Source organism: Microbacterium sp. NPDC058342, from assembly GCF_042723935.1.
Classification (GTDB): Bacteria; Actinomycetota; Actinomycetes; order Actinomycetales; family Microbacteriaceae; genus Microbacterium.
Map to the genome: position 1 here is coordinate 85119 of NZ_JBHXID010000002.1, position 24044 is coordinate 109162.

The 24044-nt window shown below is 69.8% G+C and carries 26 protein-coding genes, 1 tRNA gene and 1 pseudogene; 20 read left to right on the top strand and 8 right to left on the bottom strand.

Annotated features, from left to right (window positions below):
• The first annotated feature begins 181 nt into the window (after nucleotides 1-181).
• The 9 genes from ACFWHT_RS10395 to ACFWHT_RS10435 all read left to right on the top strand — a co-directional run bounded on the left by ACFWHT_RS10395 (nucleotide 182) and on the right by ACFWHT_RS10435 (nucleotide 7920).
• Nucleotides 182-1444, top strand: coding sequence for an ABC transporter substrate-binding protein (locus ACFWHT_RS10395; protein WP_378828163.1), 1263 nt, complete (start codon nucleotides 182-184; stop codon nucleotides 1442-1444).
• Complete coding sequence (locus ACFWHT_RS10400) at nucleotides 1441-2373, top strand: carbohydrate ABC transporter permease (RefSeq protein ID WP_378828165.1); 933 nt, start codon at nucleotides 1441-1443, stop codon at nucleotides 2371-2373. Before ACFWHT_RS10395 ends, ACFWHT_RS10400 begins: the two co-directional genes overlap by 4 nt.
• Nucleotides 2370-3260 carry a carbohydrate ABC transporter permease gene (locus ACFWHT_RS10405; RefSeq protein ID WP_378828167.1) on the top strand — a complete coding sequence of 297 codons (891 nt, stop codon included), beginning with the start codon at nucleotides 2370-2372 and terminating at the stop codon, nucleotides 3258-3260. The genes ACFWHT_RS10400 and ACFWHT_RS10405 overlap by 4 nt, the downstream gene beginning before the upstream one ends.
• 156 nt (nucleotides 3261-3416) lie before the next feature.
• A complete protein-coding gene (gene rpmB / locus ACFWHT_RS10410) occupies nucleotides 3417-3653 on the top strand; it encodes a 50S ribosomal protein L28 (RefSeq protein ID WP_179409668.1) in 237 nt (78 codons plus the stop codon).
• Nucleotides 3653-3823 (top strand): 50S ribosomal protein L33, encoded by a 171-nt coding sequence (rpmG, locus tag ACFWHT_RS10415; RefSeq protein WP_046014935.1) that lies wholly within the window; start codon nucleotides 3653-3655, stop codon nucleotides 3821-3823. Before rpmB ends, rpmG begins: the two co-directional genes overlap by 1 nt.
• Nucleotides 3824-3826: 3 nt before the next feature.
• Nucleotides 3827-4132: a 30S ribosomal protein S14 gene (gene rpsN, locus ACFWHT_RS10420; RefSeq protein WP_378743992.1), complete on the top strand. Its 306-nt coding sequence runs from the start codon at nucleotides 3827-3829 to the stop codon at nucleotides 4130-4132.
• A gap of 247 nt (nucleotides 4133-4379) precedes the next feature.
• The gene (locus ACFWHT_RS10425) at nucleotides 4380-5204 is read left to right on the top strand and encodes an endonuclease domain-containing protein (RefSeq protein WP_378828169.1); all 825 of its coding nucleotides are present in this window, start codon (nucleotides 4380-4382) and stop codon (nucleotides 5202-5204) included.
• 279 nt (nucleotides 5205-5483) lie between these two features.
• Nucleotides 5484-5771, top strand: a complete 288-nt coding sequence (locus tag ACFWHT_RS10430; protein ID WP_087129650.1) for an HU family DNA-binding protein — start codon at nucleotides 5484-5486, stop codon at nucleotides 5769-5771.
• A gap of 118 nt (nucleotides 5772-5889) precedes the next feature.
• Nucleotides 5890-7920, top strand: a complete 2031-nt coding sequence (locus tag ACFWHT_RS10435) for a cytochrome c oxidase assembly protein (protein WP_378828171.1) — start codon at nucleotides 5890-5892, stop codon at nucleotides 7918-7920.
• A gap of 11 nt (nucleotides 7921-7931) precedes the next feature.
• Here ACFWHT_RS10435 and ACFWHT_RS10440 read toward each other — a convergent pair whose 3' ends face one another.
• A complete protein-coding gene (locus tag ACFWHT_RS10440; protein ID WP_378828172.1) occupies nucleotides 7932-8999 on the bottom strand; it encodes a hypothetical protein in 1068 nt (355 codons plus the stop codon).
• A gap of 69 nt (nucleotides 9000-9068) precedes the next feature.
• On the opposite strand from ACFWHT_RS10440, the gene ACFWHT_RS10445 reads away from it, so the two are divergent.
• The 4 genes from ACFWHT_RS10445 (at nucleotide 9069) to ACFWHT_RS10460 (ending at nucleotide 13114) form a co-directional block, all read left to right on the top strand.
• Nucleotides 9069-10448 carry an ATP-dependent RecD-like DNA helicase gene (locus ACFWHT_RS10445; protein WP_378828174.1) on the top strand — a complete coding sequence of 460 codons (1380 nt, stop codon included), beginning with the start codon at nucleotides 9069-9071 and terminating at the stop codon, nucleotides 10446-10448.
• A 62-nt stretch (nucleotides 10449-10510) separates the two neighbouring features.
• Nucleotides 10511-11797 carry a serine hydrolase gene (locus tag ACFWHT_RS10450; RefSeq protein ID WP_378828176.1) on the top strand — a complete coding sequence of 429 codons (1287 nt, stop codon included), beginning with the start codon at nucleotides 10511-10513 and terminating at the stop codon, nucleotides 11795-11797.
• A 44-nt stretch (nucleotides 11798-11841) separates the two neighbouring features.
• Nucleotides 11842-12435: a hypothetical protein gene (locus ACFWHT_RS10455; RefSeq protein ID WP_378828178.1), complete on the top strand. Its 594-nt coding sequence runs from the start codon at nucleotides 11842-11844 to the stop codon at nucleotides 12433-12435.
• Between the two features lie 103 nt (nucleotides 12436-12538).
• Entirely contained in the window at nucleotides 12539-13114 is a 576-nt protein-coding gene (locus tag ACFWHT_RS10460) for a copper resistance protein CopC (protein ID WP_378828179.1), read from the top strand.
• 74 nt (nucleotides 13115-13188) lie between these two features.
• Here ACFWHT_RS10460 and ACFWHT_RS10465 read toward each other — a convergent pair.
• Nucleotides 13189-13262 (bottom strand) — tRNA-Gly (locus tag ACFWHT_RS10465).
• Nucleotides 13263-13395: 133 nt separating this feature from the next.
• On the opposite strand from ACFWHT_RS10465, the gene ACFWHT_RS10470 reads away from it, so the two are divergent.
• From ACFWHT_RS10470 to ACFWHT_RS10495, 6 genes are all read left to right on the top strand, one after another.
• Nucleotides 13396-14337, top strand: coding sequence for an ABC transporter ATP-binding protein (locus ACFWHT_RS10470; protein WP_378828181.1), 942 nt, complete (start codon nucleotides 13396-13398; stop codon nucleotides 14335-14337).
• A complete protein-coding gene (locus ACFWHT_RS10475; RefSeq protein WP_378828182.1) occupies nucleotides 14334-15143 on the top strand; it encodes an ABC transporter permease in 810 nt (269 codons plus the stop codon). Before ACFWHT_RS10470 ends, ACFWHT_RS10475 begins: the two co-directional genes overlap by 4 nt.
• Before the next feature lie 23 nt (nucleotides 15144-15166).
• Nucleotides 15167-16453 (top strand): sensor histidine kinase, encoded by a 1287-nt coding sequence (locus ACFWHT_RS10480; protein WP_378828184.1) that lies wholly within the window; start codon nucleotides 15167-15169, stop codon nucleotides 16451-16453.
• Nucleotides 16450-17127: a response regulator gene (locus tag ACFWHT_RS10485; protein ID WP_378828186.1), complete on the top strand. Its 678-nt coding sequence runs from the start codon at nucleotides 16450-16452 to the stop codon at nucleotides 17125-17127. Before ACFWHT_RS10480 ends, ACFWHT_RS10485 begins: the two co-directional genes overlap by 4 nt.
• Before the next feature lie 275 nt (nucleotides 17128-17402).
• Entirely contained in the window at nucleotides 17403-18008 is a 606-nt protein-coding gene (dcd, locus tag ACFWHT_RS10490; protein WP_378828189.1) for a dCTP deaminase, read from the top strand.
• Between the two features lies 1 nt (nucleotide 18009).
• A complete protein-coding gene (locus tag ACFWHT_RS10495; RefSeq protein WP_378828191.1) occupies nucleotides 18010-18585 on the top strand; it encodes a hypothetical protein in 576 nt (191 codons plus the stop codon).
• Nucleotides 18586-18789: 204 nt separating this feature from the next.
• Here the strand turns inward: ACFWHT_RS10495 and ACFWHT_RS10500 are convergent, their stop codons facing one another.
• The 5 genes from ACFWHT_RS10500 to ACFWHT_RS10520 form a co-directional block, all read right to left on the bottom strand.
• Nucleotides 18790-19476: a hypothetical protein gene (locus tag ACFWHT_RS10500; protein WP_378828193.1), complete on the bottom strand. Its 687-nt coding sequence runs from the start codon at nucleotides 19474-19476 to the stop codon at nucleotides 18790-18792.
• Complete coding sequence (locus tag ACFWHT_RS10505) at nucleotides 19476-20393, bottom strand: ABC transporter ATP-binding protein (RefSeq protein ID WP_378828194.1); 918 nt, start codon at nucleotides 20391-20393, stop codon at nucleotides 19476-19478. The genes ACFWHT_RS10500 and ACFWHT_RS10505 overlap by 1 nt, the downstream gene beginning before the upstream one ends.
• Nucleotides 20390-20773, bottom strand: coding sequence for a GntR family transcriptional regulator (locus ACFWHT_RS10510; protein WP_378828197.1), 384 nt, complete (start codon nucleotides 20771-20773; stop codon nucleotides 20390-20392). The genes ACFWHT_RS10505 and ACFWHT_RS10510 overlap by 4 nt, the downstream gene beginning before the upstream one ends.
• A 99-nt stretch (nucleotides 20774-20872) precedes the next feature.
• On the bottom strand, nucleotides 20873-21748 hold the full coding sequence (locus tag ACFWHT_RS10515; protein ID WP_378828198.1) for a helix-turn-helix transcriptional regulator: 876 nt from the start codon (nucleotides 21746-21748) through the stop codon (nucleotides 20873-20875).
• A gap of 59 nt (nucleotides 21749-21807) precedes the next feature.
• Nucleotides 21808-22515, bottom strand: coding sequence for a hypothetical protein (locus tag ACFWHT_RS10520; RefSeq protein WP_378828199.1), 708 nt, complete (start codon nucleotides 22513-22515; stop codon nucleotides 21808-21810).
• An 85-nt stretch (nucleotides 22516-22600) separates the two neighbouring features.
• Between ACFWHT_RS10520 and ACFWHT_RS10525 the strand changes: the two genes are divergently transcribed.
• Nucleotides 22601-23107 (top strand): MarR family winged helix-turn-helix transcriptional regulator, encoded by a 507-nt coding sequence (locus tag ACFWHT_RS10525; protein ID WP_378828200.1) that lies wholly within the window; start codon nucleotides 22601-22603, stop codon nucleotides 23105-23107.
• An 18-nt stretch (nucleotides 23108-23125) separates the two neighbouring features.
• On the opposite strand, the pseudogene ACFWHT_RS10530 reads toward ACFWHT_RS10525, so the two are convergent.
• Nucleotides 23126-24042: pseudogene (locus tag ACFWHT_RS10530) on the bottom strand (cation diffusion facilitator family transporter).
• Nucleotides 24043-24044 lie beyond the last annotated feature (2 nt).

Genomic DNA, 24044 nt, shown 5'->3' on the forward strand with positions numbered 1-24044 from the left:
GAGCCTTCCAATCGCTTGTCTACGGGTGTCAACATGGAGGGAGGCCCCGGAATCGTGCCCCTCAGAACGATTCCGAGACCCCCTGTTCCCCAGTGATCTACGCGGGTAACGTATCACGAACAGGGCGATTCCGCACCCGTTCTGATCGACAGGGACGCCGAGAGACAGTGAGGACCAGACCATGACGAACACCCCGGCTCCGAAGCACCCTGTGGCGGCGCTCGCGGTCGTCACCGCCACCGCGCTCGCCCTCACCGGCTGCGCGGGTCAGGACGACGGCGAGCCCGGCGGCGGCGTCGAGCTCGAGATGCAGACGAACTTCGGGGCGACGGACCCGTCGCTGAAGGTGCTGCAGAAGATCACCGACGCCTACGAGAAGGACAACCCGGGCGTGAGCATCGATCTCGTGCCCTCGACCGACACCTACGAGGCCGACATCAAGGTGCGGCTCGCGTCGAACGACATCCCCGACATCTGGGCCACGCACGGCTGGTCGCTGCTGCGCTACAGCCCGTTCCTGGAGCCGCTGAACGACCAGCCGTGGGCGAAGGACTTCAACGAAGCGCTCGCGCCGGCGATGCAGAACGAGGACGGCGAGTTCTTCGCGCTCCCGATCGACACCGACGTGGCCGGCATCGTCTACAACCGCACGGTGCTCGACGACGCCGGGATCGACCCGGCGGAACTCACCGACTGGGAGTCGTTCGAGGCGGCGCTGAAGACCCTGAAGGATGCCGGCGTCACCCCGGTCTCCTCGTCGGGCAAGGACAGCTGGTTCGCCGGCAACATCGCCGACTTCATCGGCTCGGGCGACTTCAGCCACGCCGAGCTGGAGGGTTTCAAGGACGGCACGTTCGACGAGCAGGGGTACACCCGCATCCTCGACCACGTCTCGACCTGGCAGCAGAGCGGCTGGTTCAACCCGGACTACTCGTCGGCCACCACCGACGATCTGGGCAGGGCGCTCGCCGAGGGCAACACCGGTTTCGTCTTCGTGCAGAACTATCTCGTCGCCACCGCCCTGGGCTTCAACCCGGATGCCGATCTCGGCTACATGCCCATCCCGTCCGAAGACGGTGAGCCGTTCCTCGTCGGCGGGGAGGGGCGCGCCTACGGCGTCTCGAAGACCTCGCCCGACAAGGAGCAGGCACTCGACTACCTGGCCTACCTGGCCGAGCCCGCCCATCTGTCCGAGCTCGCGGGCGCCGTCGGCGGCATCCCGGGCCTGACGAACGCGACGAGCGATCTGGGCGTGCTCACCGCGAGCTACGACGCCTTCGTCAAGCCGGGGGAGCTGCCGCTCAGGCCGTACTTCGACCGGGTCTACCTGCCGGGCGGCATCTGGGACACCATGGTGACGACCACGGACGGCGTGATCACAGGACAGATGAGCCCGGAGGACGCGGTGAAGCAGATGAAGACGAGCTACGACTCGCTGCGATGACGACGAACACCGCGTCCGCGGTGCCCGAGCCGAAACGGGGGACCGGGGTGGGCATCCCCCGTTTCGCGGGCCGTTCGCTCGACCTGCTGTACCTGCCCGCGATCGCCGTCCTCGGCGTCTTCACACTGTGGCCGCTGGCGAACGGCGTGCTGCTCTCGCTCACCGACTGGGACGGGTTCTCGCCGCAGCGCTCGTTCGTCGGCATCGAGAACTATCTGCGGCTGTTCGAGGATCCGAACTTCCGCACGGCCCTCGGCAATACGTTCCTCTATGGAGTCGGATCCACCGTCCTGCAGCAGGTGATCGGGCTCGGCCTCGCGCTCGCGCTGGACAGGCACGTGCGAGGCCGGGGCGTCGCGCGGGCGATCATCTACCTGCCCGTGCTCGTCTCGCCGGTCGTGATGGGCACCATGTACTACCTGTTCCTGTCGTACAACGGCGGCGGGCTGAACGACCTGATCATCGCCCTGGGAGGGCAGCGCACCGCGTGGCTCAGCGATTCGGGCACCGCGATCGCGCTGATCGTCGCGGTGAACTCGCTGCAGTTCGCCGGCATCTCGATGGTCATCTACCTCGCGGGGCTGCAGTCGATCCCCACCGTGTACTACGAGGCTGCCCGACTCGACGGGGCCGGTGCGGTCCAGTCGTTCCGGCACATCACGGTGCCGATGCTCCAGCCCGCGTTCGCCACCAGCATCGTGCTCAACCTCATCGGCGGCATGAAGCTCTTCGACGTCATCCAGGTGCTCACCGCCGGCGGGCCCGGCTACGCCACCCACTCCGTGTCGACGCTCATCGCGAAGATGTACTTCGGCAGCCAGCGGGCCGGATACGCGTCGTCCATGGGGGTGGTGCTGTTCCTGATCATCGCGGTGTTCACCCTGGTGCTGAACACCGTGCTGAACCGCCGAAGGATGGACCAGCTGTGAGTGGGGCATCCCGGGCATCCGTCGCCGCGCGCGCATCCCGAACACCGACGCGCTCGCCCTGGCCCGCGCGGCTCGCCATCGGCGCCGGCGTGCTGCTGGCGGTGCTGCTGCAGCTGCTGCCGTTCTACATCACCGTCACCACGGCGTTGAAGGCGCGCAGCGACCTGTCGTCGCAGTGGCTGCCGCCGCTCGCGCCACTGGGTGGGCAGGGCATCCACTGGCAGAACTTCGCGACCGCTGTGGAGGAGGGCGGCATCCTGCGGGCGATCGGCAACAGCGCGATCGTGACGCTCGGTGCGACCGTGCTGGTCTGCGTGCTCGGCGCGCTCGCCGCCTACCCGCTCGCGCGGCGTCCCACGCTGCAGAACAGGCTGGTGCTGGCGGGCGTGGTCGGGCTGATCATGATCCCGCCGCTGTCGATCCTCGTGCCGCTGTACTCGATGATGAGCCAGTGGCATGCGATCAACACGTATGCGGGCACCATCCTGGTGATGACGGCCACGCAGCTGCCCCTGGCGATCTTCCTGTACACCGCGTTCATGCGCGCTCTGCCCGTCTCCATCGAGGAGGCCGCCTCGGTCGACGGAGCGAGTGCGGTTCAGGTGCTGTTCCGCGTCGTCGTGCCGATGCTCAAGCCCGTGACCGCGACCGTGGTGATCCTCACCAGCGTGAACGTGTGGAACGACTACGCACTGAGCGTGTACCTCATGCGAAGCCCCGAGATGCGCACGATCGCGCCGGCCACGGCCACATTCTTCTCGACGACGGCCAGCGACGTGGGCGCTGCGGCGGCGGCATCCCTGCTCTCGGCGCTGCCGGTGCTCGTGGTCTACCTGGTGCTGCAGAAGTACTTCATCAAGGGGATGGTGGCCGGTTCGGAGAAGTGACGCGCTTCTGGTAAAGTGGCTCCTTGTCTGTGCACACTCCTGTGCGCAGTTCGTTCCCCTTCCTCTTTCTCACGGCGCTGTGCCGTGCGCGGAGAGGGGAGCAGACAAGGGATCTTGGGTGGGGCCGTCCGGCCTCACGGTAGAGAAGGAGTCATCATGGCAGCAGTGTGCCAGGTGACCGGTGCTGTTCCCGGCTTCGGTCACAACATCTCGCACTCGCACCGCCGGACGAAGCGCCGCTTCGACCCGAACGTGCAGAAGAAGACCTACTACGTGCCGTCGCTCGGTCGCAAGGTCACCCTGAACGTGTCCGCCAAGGGCATCAAGGTGATCGACGCGCGTGGCATCGAGAAGGTCGTCGCGGACCTCCAGGCGAAGGGTGTGAAGCTCTAATGGCCAAGAAGGCTCAGGACGTCCGTCCGATCATCAAGCTGCGTTCGACGGCCGGCACCGGTTACACCTACGTGACCAAGAAGAACCGTCGCAACACCCCCGACCGCCTCGTGCTGAAGAAGTACGACCCGGTGGTCCGCAAGCACGTCGAATTCCGAGAGGAGCGTTAAGACATGGCCAAGAAGAGCAAGATCGCCAAGAACGAGCAGCGCAAGGTCATCGTCGCCCGCTACGCGGAGCGCCGTGCCGAGCTGAAGAAGACCCTGGTCGACCCGACCGCGACCGACGAGGCCCGCGAGGCCGCACGCGTCGGCCTGCAGAAGCTGCCGCGCAACGCGTCGCCGGTTCGCGTCCGTTCGCGTGACGCCATCGACGGCCGCCCCCGTGGTGTGCTCACGAAGTTCGGCATCTCGCGTGTCCGCTTCCGTGACATGGCGCACCGCGGCGAGCTGCCCGGCATCACCAAGTCGAGCTGGTAAGCATCCGCTTGTGAAGGGGCGAGGATCTTCGGATCCTCGCCCCTTTCGCGTGCCCGCCCGCCCGCCTGCTCGGGAGGAGAACTCCGTGATGGGAGCGTGATCCTCGAGGAGCGCTCCTCCCAAGGGTGAGATCTCCTCCCGAACGCAACCGCGACTCCTCCTGCACATTCGGCGCCCGTGAGGATCTGTGCACAGATCGTGGGAATGCGTGGGTCGCGCCGACCGCCCAGCAGGCACGATCAGGACCATGGATGTTCTGGATGCGCTGCATCGGTTCGACGGTGTCGCGCGGGTGGATTCGCTACGACGGCACGGGGTGTCAGAGCATGCTCTGAGGGTCGCCAGGGAACGCGGATTGATCTTCTCCGTCCGCCGCGGCTGGGTGGCCCGGACGGATGCGGACCGGATGCTCGTGGCTGCTGCCAAACGCGGTGTGGTGCTCAGCTGCGTCACTCTCGCTGCGCGACGTGGACTGTGGGTGCTGAACGCCACGGAACCGCACGTCGCCGCGCCGCCCCACGCAGGTCACGTCACGCTCTCGCGCGGAGTCGTGCATTGGAGTGCTCCTCTGCTTCCACGGCATCCGGACTCGTGTGAGGACTCGCTCGAGAATGCGCTGGTCCTGGTGGCACGGTGCCGGCCTGAGGAAGAGGCGCTCGCCATCTGGGAGTCCGCACTCAACCAGCGGCTCGTCGATCCCGGCATCCTCGCCCGCGCGGCGCTGCCACCGGATGCCCGAAGGATGCTCCAACAGGCGACGCCGTTCGCAGATGCAGGCACCGAGACCATCTTCCGGACCAGGCTGCGTTGGCTGCGGGTGCCGATCACCCCGCAGGTGTGGCTGCTCGGCCATCGTGTCGACTTCCTCATCGGTGAACGGCTCGTCGTCCAGATAGACGGCGGCCATCACGTCGGGGCGCAGCGCACGAGTGACATCGCGCACGATGCGCTGCTGAAGCTGCACGGGTATCACGTCATCCGGATCGGCTATCAGCAGCTCATGGAGCGCTGGCACGAGGTGCAGGCGATGATTCTCGCAGCCATCGCACAACGCCTGCATCTTGCCGTGTGAGGGACTCCGACTGAGGAGGAGAACTCGCTGATCGGAGGAGATTCCGGGCATGAGCTTCCTCCCATCGGGGAGAAGTCCTCCCGAAGCGGCGAACGCGGGGAGAGAAATTTGTGACGGATGTGACTCCTGTAGCGAGACACGCCGAGAAATCGAGCCGAAACCCGCGAAATGACGCGGATTTCCTGGTTCTGGTTGGTACATTCAAGGCGGTCGAACGACCGACGGGGGTTTCCCTCGAAATCAACACGATGCGACGGACCATCGTCGCTGGAGGATGACATGGCTGACAAGTCCATCACCAAGACCGAGCTCGTCGCGAGCATCGCTTCCGCAACCGGCGAGAGCCAGGCCACCGTTTCGCGCGTCCTCGACTCGCTCTTCGGCACCGTCTCCGACGCCGTCGCCAAGGGCAGCAAGGTCTCGATCCCGGGCTGGATCTCGTTCGAGCAGGTCGACACGGCCGCTCGCACCGGTCGCAACCCGCAGACCGGCGCCGAGATCAAGATCCCCGCTGGCAAGCGCGTCAAGGTGACCGCCGGCTCCAAGCTCAAGGCCGCCGTCAAGTAAGACCGCTGCGAAAGAAGGCCGTCCCCGCCGGGGCGGCCTTCTTCGCGTCCGGGCGGATGCTGCGCGGGCGGGCGGCGCCCGGCAGGGCCGTCACAGGCATCCGCCGTAGGCTGGAGGCGTGAAACCGTACCGTCTCGTCGGACTGGTGATCCTCCTCGCCGGCGCGGCGGCCGGACTGATCGCCGCGCTCGTCGTCGGCGGCGGCGCGGTGCCCCCGAAGCTGCTCGACCCGGGACCGATCGTGATGTGGGGTCTGCCCGCCGTCAAGCTCCTCGCCAACCTCGGCGCGGCCGCGATGCTGGGCTCGCTCGTCCTGGCGCTGTTCGGTCTGCGCAGCGGCACGCGCCCCTTCGACACCGCCCTCGACACGGCATCCGTCGGCGCTGCGGTGTTCACCGTCGCATCCGGCCTGGCCGCGGGGATGACCCTGCTGGCGGCCTTCAACCCGCAGCTCTCGGCCGACCGATCGTTCGGCGAGCAGCTCGGACGCTTCCTCCTGGAGCTTCCGCTCGGGCAGTCCTGGCTCATCACGGTGCTGATGGGCGCCGTGACCACCCTGCTCGCGTTCGGCTGGCGCAGCTGGACCGGCGCGCTGATGACAGCGGGCCTCGCCGCGGCGTCGTTCCTGCCACTGGCCACGCAGGGGCACTCGGGCGACGTCGCCGGGCACAGCGTCGCCGTGAACGCCATCCTGCTGCACACCGTCGGCGCCGCCGTGTGGGTCGGCGGTCTGATCCAGCTGATCGTGCAGCGCCGCACTGTTCAGCGCAGCGGCAACCGCAAGGGCGCCGGCTCGCGCGGATCGCAGAAGACGGATGCCGTCGACATGCCCGTGCTCGTGGCCCGGTACTCCTCGCTCGCCATCGCCGCCTTCGTGGTGGTCGCCGTGTCGGGCGTCGCGCGCACGGTCGTCGCACTCGGCGACTGGAGCGAGCTGCTCTCGCCGTACGGCCTGATCGTGCTGGGCAAGGCGGCCGCACTCCTCGCGCTGGGCCTGTTCGGCGCCTGGTACCGCCGCCGGCTCATCCCGCACCTGAGCGGCGCACGGGAGGGCCGCTCGTTCTGGACCCTCATCCTCGGCGAGCTGGCGCTGATGGGCGCAGCATCCGGTGCCGCGGCCGCACTGGCGCGCACTCCCCCGCCGCTGGGCGAGGACGTGCCGGCCGTGCAGACCGCGGCCGAGCGGCTCGCCCGGTCGCCGCTGCCGCCCGAGCTCACCCTCGACCGCTGGTTCACCTCGTACGACATCGACATCCTCTGGCTGGTCGCGGTCGGCTTCGGCGTCTTCCTCTACGTGGCAGGTCTCCTGCGTCTGCGCGCTCGCGGCGACCGCTGGCCGGTGCACCGCACGATCTTCTGGCTGGCGGGCATGCTGCTGCTGCTCTGGGTGACGTGCGGGCCGCTCAACGAGTACCAGGACTACCTGTTCAGCGTGCACATGGCCGGGCACATGGTGCTCAGCATGGCCATCCCGCTGCTGCTCGTCAGCGGCGCCCCCATCACGCTGGCGCTGCGCGCCATCCACAAGCGCGAGGACGGCACGCGGGGCGGCCGCGAGTGGATCCTCTGGGCGGTGCACTCGCCGTTCTCGCGCGTGATCACGCATCCGTTCGTCGCCGCGGCCATCTTCATCCTGTCGCTGTGGGCGTTCTACTTCACCGACCTGGTGCGCTGGGCGATGTACGAGCACCTCGGGCACGAGTGGATGGTGATCCATTTCCTCATCTCGGGCTACCTGTTCGTCATGACCCTGGTCGGCGTCGACCCGATCCCGTACCGCCTGCCGCACGCCGGGCGCCTGATCACGCTCATCGCGGTCATGGCGCTGCACGCCTTCTTCGGCATCGCGATCATGATGCAGGAGGGGCTGCTCGTCGCCGAGTGGTTCGGCTCGATGGGACGCACCTGGGGCCCGACGCCGATGGAGGATCAGTACATCGGTGGTGGCATCGCGTGGTCGGTGGGCGAGATCCCGACGCTGATCCTGGCCATCACGGTGGCGATCCAGTGGTCGCGGTCGGATGCCCGGCTGCAGCGCCGCCGTGATCGGCACGCCGACCGCACCGGCGAGGCGGAGCTCGAGGAGTACAACGCCCGTCTCGCGCGCCTGGCCGAGCGCGACGCGCGGGAGTCCGCCCGCCGCCCCTGAGTCCTCCGGGGCTACTCGGAGCCGGGAGACCCGACCCGGATGGATGCCGTGCCGTCCGGCAGGATGCGGATGGTGCCGTCGACCTCGAACGGGACGTCTTCCGACACCTCGTGCACCGAGCCGTCGAACAGCGACATGATCTTCACGTCGATGTGGGCGACCGCCTCGGTCGGCGGGATCACCCAGTGCGCGCCGTCGGGCTGCACGCTCACGGTCGGCTGCGTCACGATCGACCACCGCGGCAGGGAGCCGTCGGCGAGCCGGTTCTGCACCTCGAGTCCGAACGGGCAGGCGGTCGGCAGCAGCACCTCCTGCCCGGCGCAGGTGGTGAGGAACTCCTCGACCTTCTGCTGCACGATGCCGGTGAACTCCTCGGTCGGCATGGCCTGCACGTCGACGGGCGTCCTGGCCAGTGCCGTGTCCGCCAGCACCCGCACGCCGGGGGTGGCGGCGATGGGCGTGTCGACCGTGACGGAGTAGGCGCCGGGGGTGAACACGAGCAGGTGCAGGCTGTCGAGCGGTTCGGCTGCCGCACCGTCGGGCGAGACCTGACGGCGGTCGATCTCGAAGCCGTTCACCGAGAACACGTCCGCTCCCCGCACGGTCAGGTCGATCTCGGCCAGGGGGCTGCGCTCGAATCTCCAGTTCGGCACCACGCCGACCCAGCCGTCCTGCACGACCGAGAACGTCGACGTGCCCTCGACGCCGGAAGCGCGATAGTCGGTGGAGACGATGTACACCCCGTCCTCGTGCTTCTCGGCGGTGACCTCGTAGTCGGTGAGAGGGCCGAGCGCCGCGGTGCGCAGCAGCGCCTCGGATGCCACGGAGTCGATGGCGCCGTCCTGCTCCGCGGAGAGATCGACCGATACGCCGGGCACGCGCAGGGCATCCGCCGCCTGGCCCGACGAGAGCAGGTCGAGGTAGCGCTGCACGAACGCCGACGGGCCGTAGAACTGCTGGTACAGCGCCATGCCGCCAGCCCCGAGCGCGGCGATCAGCAGCACGCCGATCAGGGCCAGCAGGGTGAGGTCGGTGCGGAGCGTCGCTCGCCGTCGTGACACCGCCCGCCCCTGCATCATGCCCCAAGTCTAGGGATCCGGGGCTGGGACCGAGCCGAGCGGCGGCGCCGCGCGCCTAACATGGGGTGCGTGCCCGTGACCCTCTCCGACGAACAGCAGGCGCTGTTCCGCCTGATCGAGGACACCGACGAGCACGTGTTCGTCACGGGGCGCGCGGGCACGGGCAAGTCGACTCTGCTGCAGCACTTCGCGTGGAACACCGAGAAGCAGATAGCGATCTGCGCTCCCACCGGCGTCGCCGCGCTGAACGTCGAGGGGCAGACGATCCACTCGCTGTTCCGGCTGCCGATCGGGCTGATCGCCGAGAGCGAGATCGAGCAGTCGGATGCCACCCGGCGCATCCTCAACGCGATCCAGACGCTGGTGATCGACGAGATCTCGATGGTGAACGCCGACCTGATGGATGCCATCGACCGTTCCCTGCGTCAGGCGAGGGGCAAGCGCGGCATCCCGTTCGGCGGAGTGCAGGTGGTGATGTTCGGGGACCCGTACCAGCTGGCTCCGGTCCCGCCGCGCGGCGACGAACTGCGCTACATCCAGGACCACTACCGCTCGTTCTGGTTCTTCGACGCGAAGGTCTGGACCGGGGGCGTCGCGGGCGAGGGCGGGGGGATGCTCGATCTGGGCGCGCACGGCGCCAGGCTGCACGTCCATGAGCTCGTGCACATCCACCGGCAGTCCGACGACGGGTTCAAATCGATGCTGAACGCGGTGCGGTACGGGCGGGTCACGAAGGACATCGCCGACGTGCTCAATGCGCAGGGGGCGAGGACTCCTCCGGAACCCGAGGCGGGGGAGGTGCCGATCATCACGCTCGCCACCCGCAACGACATCGTGAACGGCATCAACAAGCGTCATCTCGCGGCGCTGCCGGGTCGGGAGCAGACCGCGCACGCCGAGGTCTCGGGAGATTTCGGCCGCGGCGAGTCGAACTATCCGGCCGAACCCGAGCTGCGGCTCAAGGTGGGCGCCCAGGTCATGTTCCTGCGCAACGACGTGGCCATGCAGGGGGAGCCCCCGCGTTGGGTGAACGGGTCGATCGGCACGGTCACGCGCATCCTGGGCGGCACGGTGCGGGTGGATGTCGACGGCGACGAGTTCGACGTCGAGCCGGCGGTGTGGGAGAGGTTCCGCTACGCCTACAACCCGGGCACCAAGACGCTCTCGCGCGAGGTCGTCGCGGAGTTCACGCAGTTCCCGCTGCGCCTGGCCTGGGCGGTCACGATCCACAAGTCGCAGGGCAAGACGTACGACCGAGCGATCGTGGATCTGGGGTCCGGGGCGTTCGCGCCGGGTCAGACGTACGTCGCCCTGAGCCGGCTGACCTCGCTCGACGGGCTGTACCTGTCGCGGCCGCTGCGGCCGGGCGACATCCGCGTGGACGAGGACGTGCGCCGGTTCATGCGCGAGGCGTGGGAGGCCAGGCAGGCCGAGAGGGTGGAGAGCTGACCGGCGGGCTCTCAGCATCCGCGTTCTAGACTCGGAGGGTCCATCTCCGGGAGAGTCGATACATGCATCTACGTTCGTCGCGTCGTCTGCGCGCTGCCGTCGGCGGCGCTGTCGCCCTCGTTCTGGCTCTCACCGGATGCTCCGCCGCGGAGCCCGAGTTCAGCTACACGCCTCCCGAGCAGGTGGACGGCAAGCTTCCCGACGAGATGACCGCACAGCTGCAGAAGGCGGTCGAGCAGGCCATGACGGCCACCGGCTCGTCCGGGGCGATCGTCGGAGTGTGGGCGCCGTGGAGCGGGGAGTGGGTCACGGGCCTGGGCACGCAGGGAGCGGGCGACGACACGGAGGTGTCGGCGGAGATGTCCTTCCGCGCGGCCGACGTGACGCGTCTGATGACCTGCGACGTGCTGTACGGGCTGGCCGACGACGGCCGCGTCAAGCTCGATGCGCCCGTGCCGAAGTACGTGCCCGGGGTCGCCGACCTCGGCGACATCACCCTGCTCGACCTGTGCAACGGCACCAGCGGGATCGGTTCGTCGGAGGCATCCGTCAAGCCCTACTGGCTGAACACGCCCGAGCGCCACTGGGCTCCGCTGCAGCTCGCGAGCTTCGGACTGGGTGTGCAGCGCGGACCCGCGCACACCGCCTTCCGCGATTCGGATGCCGGCTACCTGATGCTCGGGCTCGCGCTCGAGCGCGTCTCGGGGCTCACCGCTTCCCAGCTGATCAGCAAGTACGTGACCACGCCGCTGGAGCTCGAGTCCACGTCGCTGCCCGGCGCGTCGGCGGCCGCCCCCGGGCCGGCACCTGCGCTGAAGGGCGCCTACCTGCCCGCCGTCGAGGGCGGCTTCGACTGCGCGGCGCCGGTGGATGTCACCAAGAGCTCCTCGAGCATCGGCTTCACCGATTCCGGTGTCGTCTCGACGATCACCGATCTGGGTCGCTACGCGCAGGCGGAGGCCCGCCAGGCGCTGCGTGACGAGGGCGCCAAGCCCGGTCGGTTCGCGAAGCCGCTGCCGGTCTCGACGAAGTCGCCCTCCTGGTACCAGGCGACGGGCGGGGCGTACATGGTCGGCTCGCTCATCGGGCAGCACGGCTGGGTGCCGGGCTACGCCACGGCCGCCTACTCGGATCCGGCGACCGGCTTCACGGTGGCGGTCACCCTGAACAACTCCAGCGCGGGGGGCAGCGTCGCGGCCTACCTCGCCTGGGAGCTCGCGGCGATCGCGTCGAAGGCGCCCGCCGCCGAGGGACAGACCGCGCCGGAGTTCGGACTGCCGTTCACGGCCGAGCAGTACGCCAAGGCGATCACCGACGGTGCGATCTGCAAGGCGCCCGCCGCGCAGTGACCTCGCCCCGCGGCGGGTGCCGCAGAGCGTGAGAGGATGGACGGGTGCGCCCCTCCCGCAGAATCCCGCTTCTTCGCGGGCTGCTCGGCGCTTCGTTCGCGACCTTCGCCGCGCTGCTGTCCCACGTCGTGGTCGGCGGAGACATGCCCGGGATGCTGGGCATCGCCGTGCCCTGGGTGCTCTCACTGACGGCATGCACCCTGCTGGCCGGTCGGCGGCTGTCGGTCGTGCGGCTGAGTGCATCGGTGCTGGTCTCGCAGCTGCTGTTCCATGCGCTGTTCGTTCTCGGCAGCATCGCTCCGCGCGGCGGCTTCGCGCCGCACGTGCACGGTGCGGCAGCCGTCGTCCTCGACGGTGAGACCGTGCTCGTGCCGCAGGATGCCGGGATGTGGATCGCGCACCTCGTCGCCGCCGCGCTGACGGTGGCCGTGCTGCACCGCGGCGAGCGGATCGTGGGAGCGCTGCTGGCCGTGGCATCCGCCGTCGCCGCCTGGGTGCGCCGCGCGGTGCCACCCCGGGCCGCGCCCGTGCTCGACCACCCTGCCGGGCGACGCTGGGCTCTGCTGCCCGCACCCGTGCGCCGGAACCCGCCACTGGCGGGTCTGCGTCGACGCGGGCCGCCTCTTCCCGCGCTCTGAGCCACCACCGCGGCCGTTCCCGCCGCGGCCCGCGGACGTGCCGTCGCACGACCGCGTCCAGATCGCACACGCCGCTCAGCGGCATCCGAAGAGAGGTTCTCCCATGTCCCGTATCCGCACCGTCCTCCCCGGGGCCGCCGTCGCCGTGGCCGCCGTGCTCGCCGTCGCCGCCCCGGCATCCGCCCACGACGTGATCGTCTCGAGCTCGCCGGCCGCCGACGAGCAGCTGACCGCCGCTCCCGAGCAGATCGTCCTCACGTTCTCGAACGACCTGCTGGCCCTCGAGGAGAACAACGGCACCGCCATGACCGTCGTCGACTCCGACGGTGAGGACTGGGTCGCCGGTGACCCGGTCGTCGCGGCTGACACCGTGACCGTGCCCCTCGAGGCCGGCATGCCGAACGGCGAGTACCAGGTGACGTGGAAGGTCGTCTCGAGTGACGGCCACCCCACGTCGGGCGAGTACGCGTTCTCGGTCGCGGCCGCCGAGACCGCCCCCACCCCCACGGCGTCGGCCGAGACGGCCACCGATCAGCCCGAGGACACCCCGACGTCGTCGGAGAGCGAGACCCCGGATGCCGATCCGGCGCCGTGGCCGCTGCTGATCGGTCTCGGTGTCGTGGTCGTCGCGGCGATCGTCATCGTCATCGTCATCGCGGGACGCCGTCGCCGCAGCTGAAACCCGTCCGTCCGCGCGCTCCACGCCGGAGCGCGCGGACGTGCGCGGCGCCGAAGCGCTGAGGGAAGATCCTGTGGAGGGGCTGACGGGAATCGAACCCGCGCTGTCTGCTTGGGAAGCAGAAGTTCTGCCATTGAACTACAGCCCCGTGCACCCGGAGGCGCTCAGTCAGCATAACAAACGAGAACACCTGCGATGGCACCGGGGTACCACCTGTGCGGGCGCCGGGTTCATCCCGCAGGCGGACGCGCGACGCCCGCTCCGCGACGTAGCGTCGAAGCATGATCACAGCAGAGGGCCTCGGCAAGAGGTACGGAGACAAGCTCGCGGTGGACGACGTGTCGTTCACCGTGCGTCCGGGAAGCGTCACGGGATTCCTCGGACCCAACGGCGCAGGAAAGTCCACCACCATGCGCATGATCGTCGGACTCGACCGTCCGACCACGGGCCGCGTCACGGTCAACGGTCACCAGTACGGGCGGCTGCGCGCCCCGATCACCGAGGTGGGCGTGCTGCTGGATGCCAAGGCCGTGCACACGGGCCGCTCGGCGCGCAACCACCTTCGGGCGATGGCCGCGACCCACGGCATCCCCGCATCCCGCGTCGACGAGGTGATCGACATCACCGGCATCGGGTCGGTCGCCCGCAAGCGCGCCGGCGGCTTCTCGCTCGGCATGGGCCAGCGTCTCGGCATCGCGGCCGCCCTCCTCGGCGATCCGCACACCCTCATCCTCGACGAGCCCGTCAACGGACTCGACCCCGAGGGCGTCCGCTGGGTGCGCCAGTTCGTGCGCCACGCGGCATCCGAGGGGCGCACCGTGCTGCTCTCCAGCCACCTCATGAGCGAGATGGCGCAGACCGCCGACCACGTCATCGTCCTCGGCCGCGGCAAAGTGCTCGCCGACGCCGCCCTGCCCGACCTCGTGCGCTCCTGGACGACCGAGCGCGTGCACGTGCGCAGCCCTCGCGCCGCCGAACTGGCATCCGCCGTCGCCGGACGCGACGTCGAGGTCGTGACCACCAGCCCCGAGACGCTCGACATCTCGGGCCTGCCGGCATCCCGCGTCGGCGATGTCGCGTTCCAGCGCGGCATCCCGATCCACGAGCTCACCCCGACCAGCGGGTCGCTCGAGGACGCCTATCTCGCCCTCACCGGCGACGCCGTCGAGTACCGCACCCGCGCCGTTCCTCAGGACGCCCAGCTCGAAGGAGCACTCTCATGACCGCGATCCAGGCTCGCGCCAGTCACATCCCCGCATCCGCCTTCAACGTCACCTTCGTGCGCCAGATGCGCAGCGAGCTCGTCAAGTTGCTCACGGTGCGCGGCACCTGGTGGTCGGTCGCGATCGTCGGCGTGCTCACCATCGGGCTCGCGTTCATCGTGACGTCCGCGATCAGCCCGCCGGTCGACAACATGGTGATGGCGGTCGTGTCGCCCGTGCAGTTCACGATGATGCTCGCCGGAATCCTCGGCGTCATCTCCGTGACCGGCGAGTACTCGACCGGCATGGTGCGATCCACCTTCACGGCCAACCCGGTGCGCGGCTCCGTCGTCGCCGCCAAGGCGGTCGTGCTGGGCGCGTTCATGTTCGTCGTCTCGCTGCTCATCTTCGGGCTCGCCGCCGTCGCGATCAGCCCGCTCGCGGCGTCGAAGGACCTGGCCCTGGACTGGGTCGATCCGACGATGACGATCCTGCCGGTCCTGGCCGCCTCCGCGACCATGGCGCTGTTCGCCCTGCTCGGCGTGGGCCTGGGCTTCCTGCTGCGCTCGGGTGCAGGAGCGATCGCCGTCACCGTCGGCATCCTGTTCGTGCTGCCGATCATCGTGAGCATGCTCGGCGCATGGCTGCACGATCTGGAATGGGTCGGCGAGCTCAACAACTACCTGCCGGCCACGGCCACGCAGTTCGCGATCCTGCCCTCCGACGGGATGCCGGTCGAGGCGCCGGTCGCCTGGATCACACTGGTCGCCTGGCCCGCCGCCGCCCTGCTGGGGGCCTGGGCGGTCGTGCGCGGCCGGGACGTGTGATCCTGCCCACGTAGAGTCGACACGTGTCGAGAACGCGCAGCCGCAGCTCCGACGTCCCCCGGGACGAAGAGCTGCGGCTGCCGCGTCCGCCCGGTGTCATCCGGCGGTTCTGGGCCCGGCATCCGCGCCTCGCCGACACCCTGATCGCCCTGATCTGCCTGCTCAGCTCCATCGGAGCGAGCGCCACCGGCGCAGCGGATGCCCGGCCCCTGTCGGTCGGCGGAGGCGTGGCGATCGGTCTGGCCGTGACGGGCTCCTCGGTGCTGCTGATGTGGCGTCGCCGCTGGCCGGAGACCGTCGTCGCCGCAGCGATCGCGGTGGAGATGCTCCTGCTCGCGATCACCTCTTCGGCCGGCACCCTCGTGTTCCCGCTCGCGGTCTACACGCTCGCGGCCTACCGATCGACGCGCGCCTGCTGGATCGGTCTCGGCCTCGGCGTGGGACTCGTCGGGGCCCTCGCCTTCACGATGCTCGCGTACGGGTCGATCTCGCTGCAGGATGCGCTCAACTCCCTGCTCGCCCTCGCGATTCCCGGGCTGATCGGCGCGCTCATCGGCGTCAACATCGGCAACCGACGCCGCTACCTCGAGGCGGTGATCGATCGCTCGCGGCAGCTGCTCGTGGAACGCGACCAGCACGCCCGACTCGCCGCCGCAGCGGAGCGGGAGCGGATCGCCCGAGAGATGCACGACATCGTGTCGCACTCGCTCACGGTCGTCGTCGCCCTCTCCGAGGGCGCCGCAGCCACGCCCGACCGTGATCGCGCGAAGGACGCCTCGACCGCCGCGGCCACCACCGCGCGAAACGCGCTCAGCGAGATGCGGGCGATGCTCGGCGTGCTGCGGGACGGCGGTGCGGACGCCCCGCTCGCACCGCTCGAACCGGCGAGTCCCGCCGACACCGTCGAGGCCGCCCAGCGCGCCGGGTTCGCCGCGACACTCGCCGTGCGCGGGGAGCCGGACGCCGCGCCGGCCCTGCGCTTCGCCATCGGCCGCATCGTGCAGGAGGGCGTCACCAACGCCATGCGCCATGCGCCTGGAGCGCGCGCGATCGACGTGCGCATCGACTACGACGCCGCTCCGCTGATCATCGAGATCGTCAACGACGGCGTCACGGGGCCCGTCGCGGAGGGCGGATTCGGGCTGCGGGGCCTTGCCGAGCGCGCCGCGCTGCTCGGCGGCACCCTCGTCTCCGCGCCCGCGGGGGAGGGCCGGTGGATGCTGCGCGCCGAGCTGCCGCATCCGCCGGCATCCGAAGCGGTGGGGCCCGCATCCCAGAACGACGACCGGACCGCCGAGGAGGCACCGTGACCGCACCCATCCGCGTGCTGCTCGTGGACGATCAGGCCCTCATCCGCATCGGATTCCGTCTGGTGCTCGACGCCGAGTCCGACATCGACGTGGTCGGCGAGGCGGGCGACGGCGCCGAGGCGATCTCGCTGACCGCGGACCTGCGACCCGACGTGGTGCTCATGGACGTGCGGATGCCGGGTATGGACGGCATCGCTGCCACCGAGGTGATCAGCAGTCGTCATCCGCAGGCGCGCGTGCTCGTGCTGACCACGTTCGACCTGGACGAGTACGCGTTCGGTGCCATCCGCGCCGGCGCGAGCGGATTCCTGCTGAAGGACGCCGACCGGCACGAGCTCGTCGCCGCCGTGCGCGCCGTGCACCGCGGCGACGCCGTGCTCGCCCCCCGCGCCACCCGCGCGCTGCTCGACCATCTCGCGCCCGAGCTCGACACCGCGGGTCAGTCCGCAGCGGCACCGCAGACCGAGCGGCTCAGCGAGCTCACCGAACGCGAGCGCGACGTCTTCCACGCGATGGCGCAGGGGCTGAGCAACATGGAGATCGCCGCGCAGTTCTTCCTCAGCGAGTCGACCGTGAAGACCCACGTGGGCCGCGTGCTCGCGAAGCTCGGCGCGCGCGATCGGGTGCACGTGGTGATCCTGGCGCACGAGTGGGGGCTCGCCGGCACGGCCTGAGCCGCAGAACCCGGGGAACTTGTGACGCGCTGCCGGCGGTGTCTCACACGATGCGAGTTCGGATGCCATGGACCCGCGCTTTCTGCGCCCGACGCGCAGGCGCGTCCCAGTAGTGGCGGGTCGGGCTGTCGCGGACCGGTCCCTTCTGGAACATGCTCAGGGTCGCGTCCCGGAAGGTGCGGGTGGGGCGGAGCTGCCGAGCGGGGGCTCGTAGGACTCACAGCGAGTTCGGACACAGCTCTGCGGTGCGGCAACGGCACCGTTACGCTGAAGACGTGCTTCTCAGCGATCGCGACATCAAGGCGGAACTCGCATCGGGCCGCATCGGGCTCTCCCCGTTCGACGGCGAGATGGTGCAGCCCTCGAGCGTCGACGTGCGTCTGGACCGCTACTTCCGGCTGTTCGACAATCACAAGTACCCCTTCATCGACCCCGCCGAGGACCAGCCCGAGCTGACCCGCCTGATCGAGGTCGCCCCGGACGAGCCGTTCGTCCTGCACCCCGGCGAGTTCGCGCTCGGCGCCACCTTCGAGCAGGTGACCCTGCCCGACGACATCGCCGCCCGCCTCGAGGGCAAATCCTCGCTGGGGCGTCTGGGGCTGATCACGCACTCCACGGCGGGCTTCGTGGACCCGGGCTTCAGCGGGCACGTCACCCTGGAGCTCGCCAACGTCGCGACGCTGCCGATCAAGCTCTGGCCGGGCATGAAGATCGGCCAGTTCTGCTTCTTCCGGCTCACCTCGCCGGCCGAGAACGCCTACGGCTCCGGCCCGTACGGCAACCGTTACCAGGGGCAGCGGGGGCCCACGGCATCCCGCGCCCATCTGAACTTCCACCGCACCGATGTGGGCACCACCGATGCGGGAGCGATCGGAGGCTGACATGGTCGACCCGCGTGAAGACGAAGAGAACCCGGATGCTCCCGGCATCGAGGTGCCGGATCTCGACATCCCCGACGCGGAGCTGCCGCAGCTGGACGTGCCGGATCCGGTCATCCCGGACCCGGTGATCCCGGAGTCCGCGCTCGCCGAGCCCGTGATACCGCCGCCTCCCGCGGAGGCGCCCGTGACGCGCGCGGACTGGCGCGAAGGCTGGGACGAGCCGTCCGAGGCCTCCCTCACCGAGCCGACGTCGCGACGCGCCCGAGCCGCGCGTCCCGCTGAGCCGGCCCGGCCGGCCGCCGACGTGCCCCAGCCCGCGACGGCGGCGGGCGACGCCGCGATCGAGGGACGCGGTGTCGTACCCGAGCCGTCGCTCGCGCAGGAGGACGTCGTGCCTCCGGCATCCGGGGCGACGCCGGGAAGCTACCGTGGGTGGACCGTGGCGATCTTCGGCATCCTGCTCGCGCTGCTGGTGGGAGCCGTCGTCACGATCGCGACGATGCTCGCTCAGGGTGTGACGCCGTTCCCCGCCTCGCAGCCCGCGCCCGTGCAGACGACGATCGATCTCGTCGGTTGACCGTCGCCGCGGCTCGTACCGGGCGGCCCGCGCGGATCCGCCTCGGACGAACGGTCGGATGCTCCGGACGGACGGTCGGGCGCCGGGCGCGCGGTGAGACGAGGCTGGAGTCATGACCGTCACCGCCCCCGTCCCGACCGTTGCCGCGTCGACGCACCGGATGCCCTATGCCGCGCTGCTGACGATGACGGCGGGAGCTGCCGGTCAGGGGATGGTGCGGCGGAAGGTGAGGAACGAGATCCCGGCGAGGACCACGACGCCGACCAGTCCCCACAGTGCCAGCCCGACGGCGCCCAGCTGGACGATCGCACTGCCGACCTGGCCCCACAGCTCCAGGCGCGTGACGAGGAATACGAGCGCGACGAGCACCAGGCCGATGGCGACGCTGGCGATGGTCAGCACCAGCGGTCCCCAGCGCTTGTACACGGTCGCCCCGGTGAATCCGAGTACGAAGAAGAACAGCGCGAGGGTGAAGTAGACGACGAAGGCGCCCAGGGGGCCCATCTCCCAGATCCACGGCAGGTGGAAGACCCAGCCGTTCACGCCGTAGCCGCCGGTGGCGACCTCGATGGCGCCGCCGATGAGGAACAGCGCGCCCATGAAGGCGCTGCCCAGCACGGCCGCGATCATCGTGCCGACGAAGAACTCGCGGCGGGTGATGCTGATCGCCTGCGAGAACGGGAAGGTGAGCGTCATCGCCGACATGCCCACGGCGAAGAACACCCACAGCGGAGCCTGACCGCCGCCACCGTACTTCGGTGTGTCGACGGGGATCATGGCGTAGATGAGCACCGACACGAGGGTGGCGCTGGCCAGCACGATCAGCGGCACCCAGATGAACGTGTCGCGGTTGATGAGCTGGAGTCTGACGACGTTGAGCGTGCGTCGCATCAGCGGACCTCCTCGGTGCGTGCGGTGGCGGGTTCGGATGCCGTCTGCGCGGCGTTCTGGGTCAGGCGCACGATGAGCTGCTGGAGCGACACCGTGGCGAGGTCGAGATCGGCGGCGGCGATGCCCGCGCGATCCGCCTCGTCGAGATGACCGAGCACGGTGACCGATGCCACGCGGCCGAGCGACTCGCGGTGGATGACCTCGCGACCCTGCGCCCAGGCCTCGACGCGCCCCGCATCGCCGACGACCGTGGAGGCCCGCCCGCGGACGTCGTCGGTGTCCTCGTCGAGCAGGATCCGCCCGGCGTCGATGACGATGACCTTCTCGATGAGGTTCGACACCTCGTCGATCAGGTGGGACGAGAGCAGGATCGTGCGAGGATGCTCCGCGTAGTCCTCGATCAGACGGTCGTAGAAGACCTGTCTCGCGACGGCGTCGAGGCCGAGGTAGGGCTCGTCGAAGAACGTGATCTCGGCGCGGGATGCCAGCCCGATGATCACGCCGACGGCCGAGAGCTGTCCGCGGGAGAGCTTCTTGATGCGCGTGTCGACGGGCAGCTGGAAGTCGTCGATCAGCCGATCGGCCAGTTCCTGATCCCAGTTCTCGAAGAACATCCGCGCCGCGCGGAAGGCGTGCGTCGGGCGGGCATCGTCGGGGTACTTCTGGCTCTCGCGCACGAAGCAGATCCGGCTGAGCACCTTCGCGTTCTCGTACGGGTTCTCGCCGAAGACCCGCGCCTCGCCCGAGGTGGCGAAGTTCTGAGCGGTGAGGATGGACATCAGCGTGGTCTTGCCGGCGCCGTTGCGGCCCAGCAGCCCGTAGATGGTGTCCTTCTCGATCGTGAGCGAGACGTCGTCGAGCGCGAGCTTGTCGCGATATCGCTTCGTCAGGTTCCGGACCTCGATGACGGCGGTCATGAGGTGCTCCCTTCTGTGGGTGTGCGTGCGGCGCGCTCCCGCAGGAGCGCGGCCAGGTCGTCGGCACCGAGGCCGAGAGTGCGGGCCTCGGTGATGAGGGGATCGATGAACCGCTCGGCGAAGCGCGTGCGGCGTTCGGCGAGCAGGATGTCGCGCGCGCCGGCCGACACGAACATGCCGATGCCGCGGCGCTTGAGCAGGATGCCCTTGTCGGTGAGCATCGCGACTCCCTTCGCCGCGGTGGCGGGGTTGATCCGGTAGAACGCGGCGAGCTCGTTCGTCGACGGCGCCTGTCCCTCCTCGTCGAGCGAGCCGTCGAGGATGGACTCCTCGATCGCCTCGGCGATCTGCAGGAACAGTGGCTTGCCCTCGTCGATCACGCATCGCCTCCGGTTCAGTGGTTAGTTACTCAAGTAGGTAACCATACAACCCAGGGCTGGTCAAGGTCGCCGGCGGAAACCGGTCCGAGTCCGGACGGTTCAGGCGTGAGCGGGGAGGCGATGCGCCCGCCAGGCCGACGGCGTGAGGCCCGTGTGCCGTCGGAAGGCACGGCTGAAGCCCTCATCCGAGGAGTAGCCCAGCTCGCGCGACACCTCGCTCACTCCGCGACCGTCGACGAGCAGGGCGCGCGCGGCGCGCATGCGGACCTCGGCGACGTACTGGGCCGGGGAGACGCCGAAAGCCCGGCGGAACCGCTCGGTGAACACCGATCGCGACAGGGCGCTGGCCGATGCCATCTGCTCCACGGTCCACTCGCGACCGGGATCATCGGCGATGGCGTCGGCGACGCGGTCCAGGAACGGGTCTCGTGAGCGCGACGGCCAGCCCTGCGGTGCACACCCCATGCTCGACCAGGCGCGGATCACGGACTGCAGCAGCGTGGTGGCCATCATCCGGCAGATCACGAGGTCGCCCTCGCGGGTGCACGCCGTCTCCTCGACGCCGAGGTGCTGTGCGAGCGCGGCGGCCGCCGGCTCCAGCTGGGCGAAGCCGCGGATCCATCCGACGTCGGGCAGCAGGTCCGCCAGGTGGGCGGCGCTGTCCGCCAGGTTCAGGTGCGAGACGAGCGCTGCGGAGCCGGCGGGCACGAACGCCGTGAGCGCCCGGGCGCCCGTGGCCAGCAGGGCGTCGCCCGCGGTCAGGGCATCCGGCAGGCCGGCGCCTGCGGGAAGATCGATGTGTCCGGCGATCACGTAGACGAGCGAAAGGCCGTCCGCGCCGAGCGCGACGGTCTCGGCCGTGGTCGGGCGGAGGCGGCGTTGAGAGCGGATGCTGATCGCCACCTCGCCGAGCAGCCGTCCCAGCGCGTCATCGCGCGCGGCCGGCGGGGCCGGAGGCGACGCGACGGGGCTCATGTTCCATGAGAACTGTGCGCCGACCCCGGCTATTCCACTGGCTCACCGCGCGTGACGGCTCAGTGGTGGTGGTGAATGTGGATGTGCGTCGCGGGCGCGGAGTGGCCGGCGCCGTGGTGACCGGCGCCGTGGTGGCCGGCGCCGTGGTGACCGGCGCCGTGGTGACCGGCGCCGTGGTGACCGGCGCCGTGGTGGCCGGCGCCGTGGTGGCCGGCGCCGAAGCCTCGACCGTGTTCACGACCGAGGCCGCGACCGTGGGCGAAACCGTGCTCCGCATCGGGGCCGATGCCGCGGCGGGGATCGTTACCCCGGGCGTGACGGACGTCTCGTCGACCGCGTCCGCGGCGCGGCTCGCGTCGAGGAAGGCGCCTGCCCTCCTCCCAGCCGAGTTCGCGGGCCACCTTCTCCAGCGAGGCCGTCATGACCTCGTACTCCTCGGTCGAGAGCGCACCGGCGATGCGGGATCGGATGTCGTCCACGACCGTCTCGAGGCGCTGTTTGGCGAGGCGTCCGGCAGCAGTGGGCGCCCAGCCGGCGCCGTCGCGCTCGACCCAGTCGAGTTCGATGAGGCGGTGCAGCCTGCGTTCGTGGAGGTGGCGGTCGGCGGGGTCGGGATGCGTGCCGTCGATGCGGTTCAGCATCCGCCAGTCGCGGCGGGTGATGCCCTCGGCCTGGAAGGCGGTGGCGAACTCGGCGCGGAGCAGCCGGTCGACGGCGGTGAGCCAGTAGCCGAAGGGGCGGGGTGTGGTGGTGTCGTGGTTGTTCATGAATGTCCTTTGTATGTCATGTTGCATGTACATGCAGTCTGACATGCAACTTGGGTACATGTCAAGTCGCATGTAAAATCGACTCATGACCTCCGAACCGGTGGACCCCGCCGATGCCATCGCCGCCGCGCTGTCCCGACTGCGGGGACGACGTCCGCATCCGCGCGGACACGGCCCGCACGAGCACGGCCCTCACGGCATGCGCCCGCAGCGAGGGCGCGGGGGCCCCTGGGGTGCGGACGGCGGCATGCGCCACGGTGCACCCGCGGTCATCCGCATGGTGGAGTCGCTGGCCCAGGCATCCGAGCCCCTGAGCGTGAGCGGCCTCGCCGAGGCGATCGGCGTCGATCAGCCGCGCGCCTCGCGTCTGGTGCAGCAGGGGGTCGATCGGGGCTGGGTGCGGCGTGAGGCCGACCCCGCCGATGCGCGCCGCACGCGGATCGCCCTCACCGACGAGGGCTCGCGCCTGTTCCGCGGCGTGCGGGGCGAGCGGCGCGAGGCACTGGGTCGCGCGCTCGCCGCGTTCAGCGACGAGGAGAGCGCCGAGCTCGCGCGGCTGCTCACCAAGCTCGCCGACAACTGGGGGCCCTGAGCCGGGGCATCCGCTCGCTCAGGCGGCGGAGAAGTCCAGGGAGGGCTCGTCGTCGACCGACAGCGACAGCACCACCGTCTCCACCGCCTCGTGCGACTCGATCTGCCGCTCCACCTCACGCAGCCTCCGCGCGACGTCGTGTTCGCGGGCATCACCCGGAAGATCGATCTCGGCGACGAGGAAGAGCCGGTTGGGACCGACGTACTCGATGTGAAGGTACGTCACGCGATCGATCCCGGGGGAGGAGAGCAGTGCGTGGCCGACGCGGTTGCGCACGGCGCTGGTCACGCTCGTTCCGACCAGGAAGGCCATGTTCCTGCCGATGAGGATCACGGCCACGATGCCGAGCAGGATGCCGACGAGGATGGATCCCACCGCATCCCACACGGCCTCGCCGGTCGCCTGGTGCAGGGCGATCGCTCCGCCGGCCAGAACCAGGCCGATGAGCGCAGCCGCATCCTCGAAGAACACGGCGCGCAGCGTGGTGTCGCTCGTGTCGATGACGAAATCCCACGTCGACGTGCCGCGGCTCCGCGCCAGTCGCCGCGATCGGACCAGCGCCTGCGAGAACGACGCGCCCTCGAGCACGAAGGCGATCGCGAGCACGATGTACGCGACCAGGGGGTTCTCGACGGGCTCATCCTCCGACAGCTGCTGGATGCCGTGCATGATCGAGACGATCGAGCCGGCGGTGAAGATGCCGAATGCGGCGATGAGCGACCAGACGAACGCGCTCGGCCGTAACCGAGGGGATGCCGGGCGTCCTTGCGCCGGCTGCCCCGCCGGTCGGCGATGAGGAGGAAGATCTCGTTTCCGGCATCCGCCCACGAGTGCGCCGCTTCGGCGACCATCGATGCCGAAGCGGTGATGATGGCGGCGATCGTCTTGGCGATCGCGACGAGCAGGTTGGCGAGAAAGGCGATGACGACGGTCATCC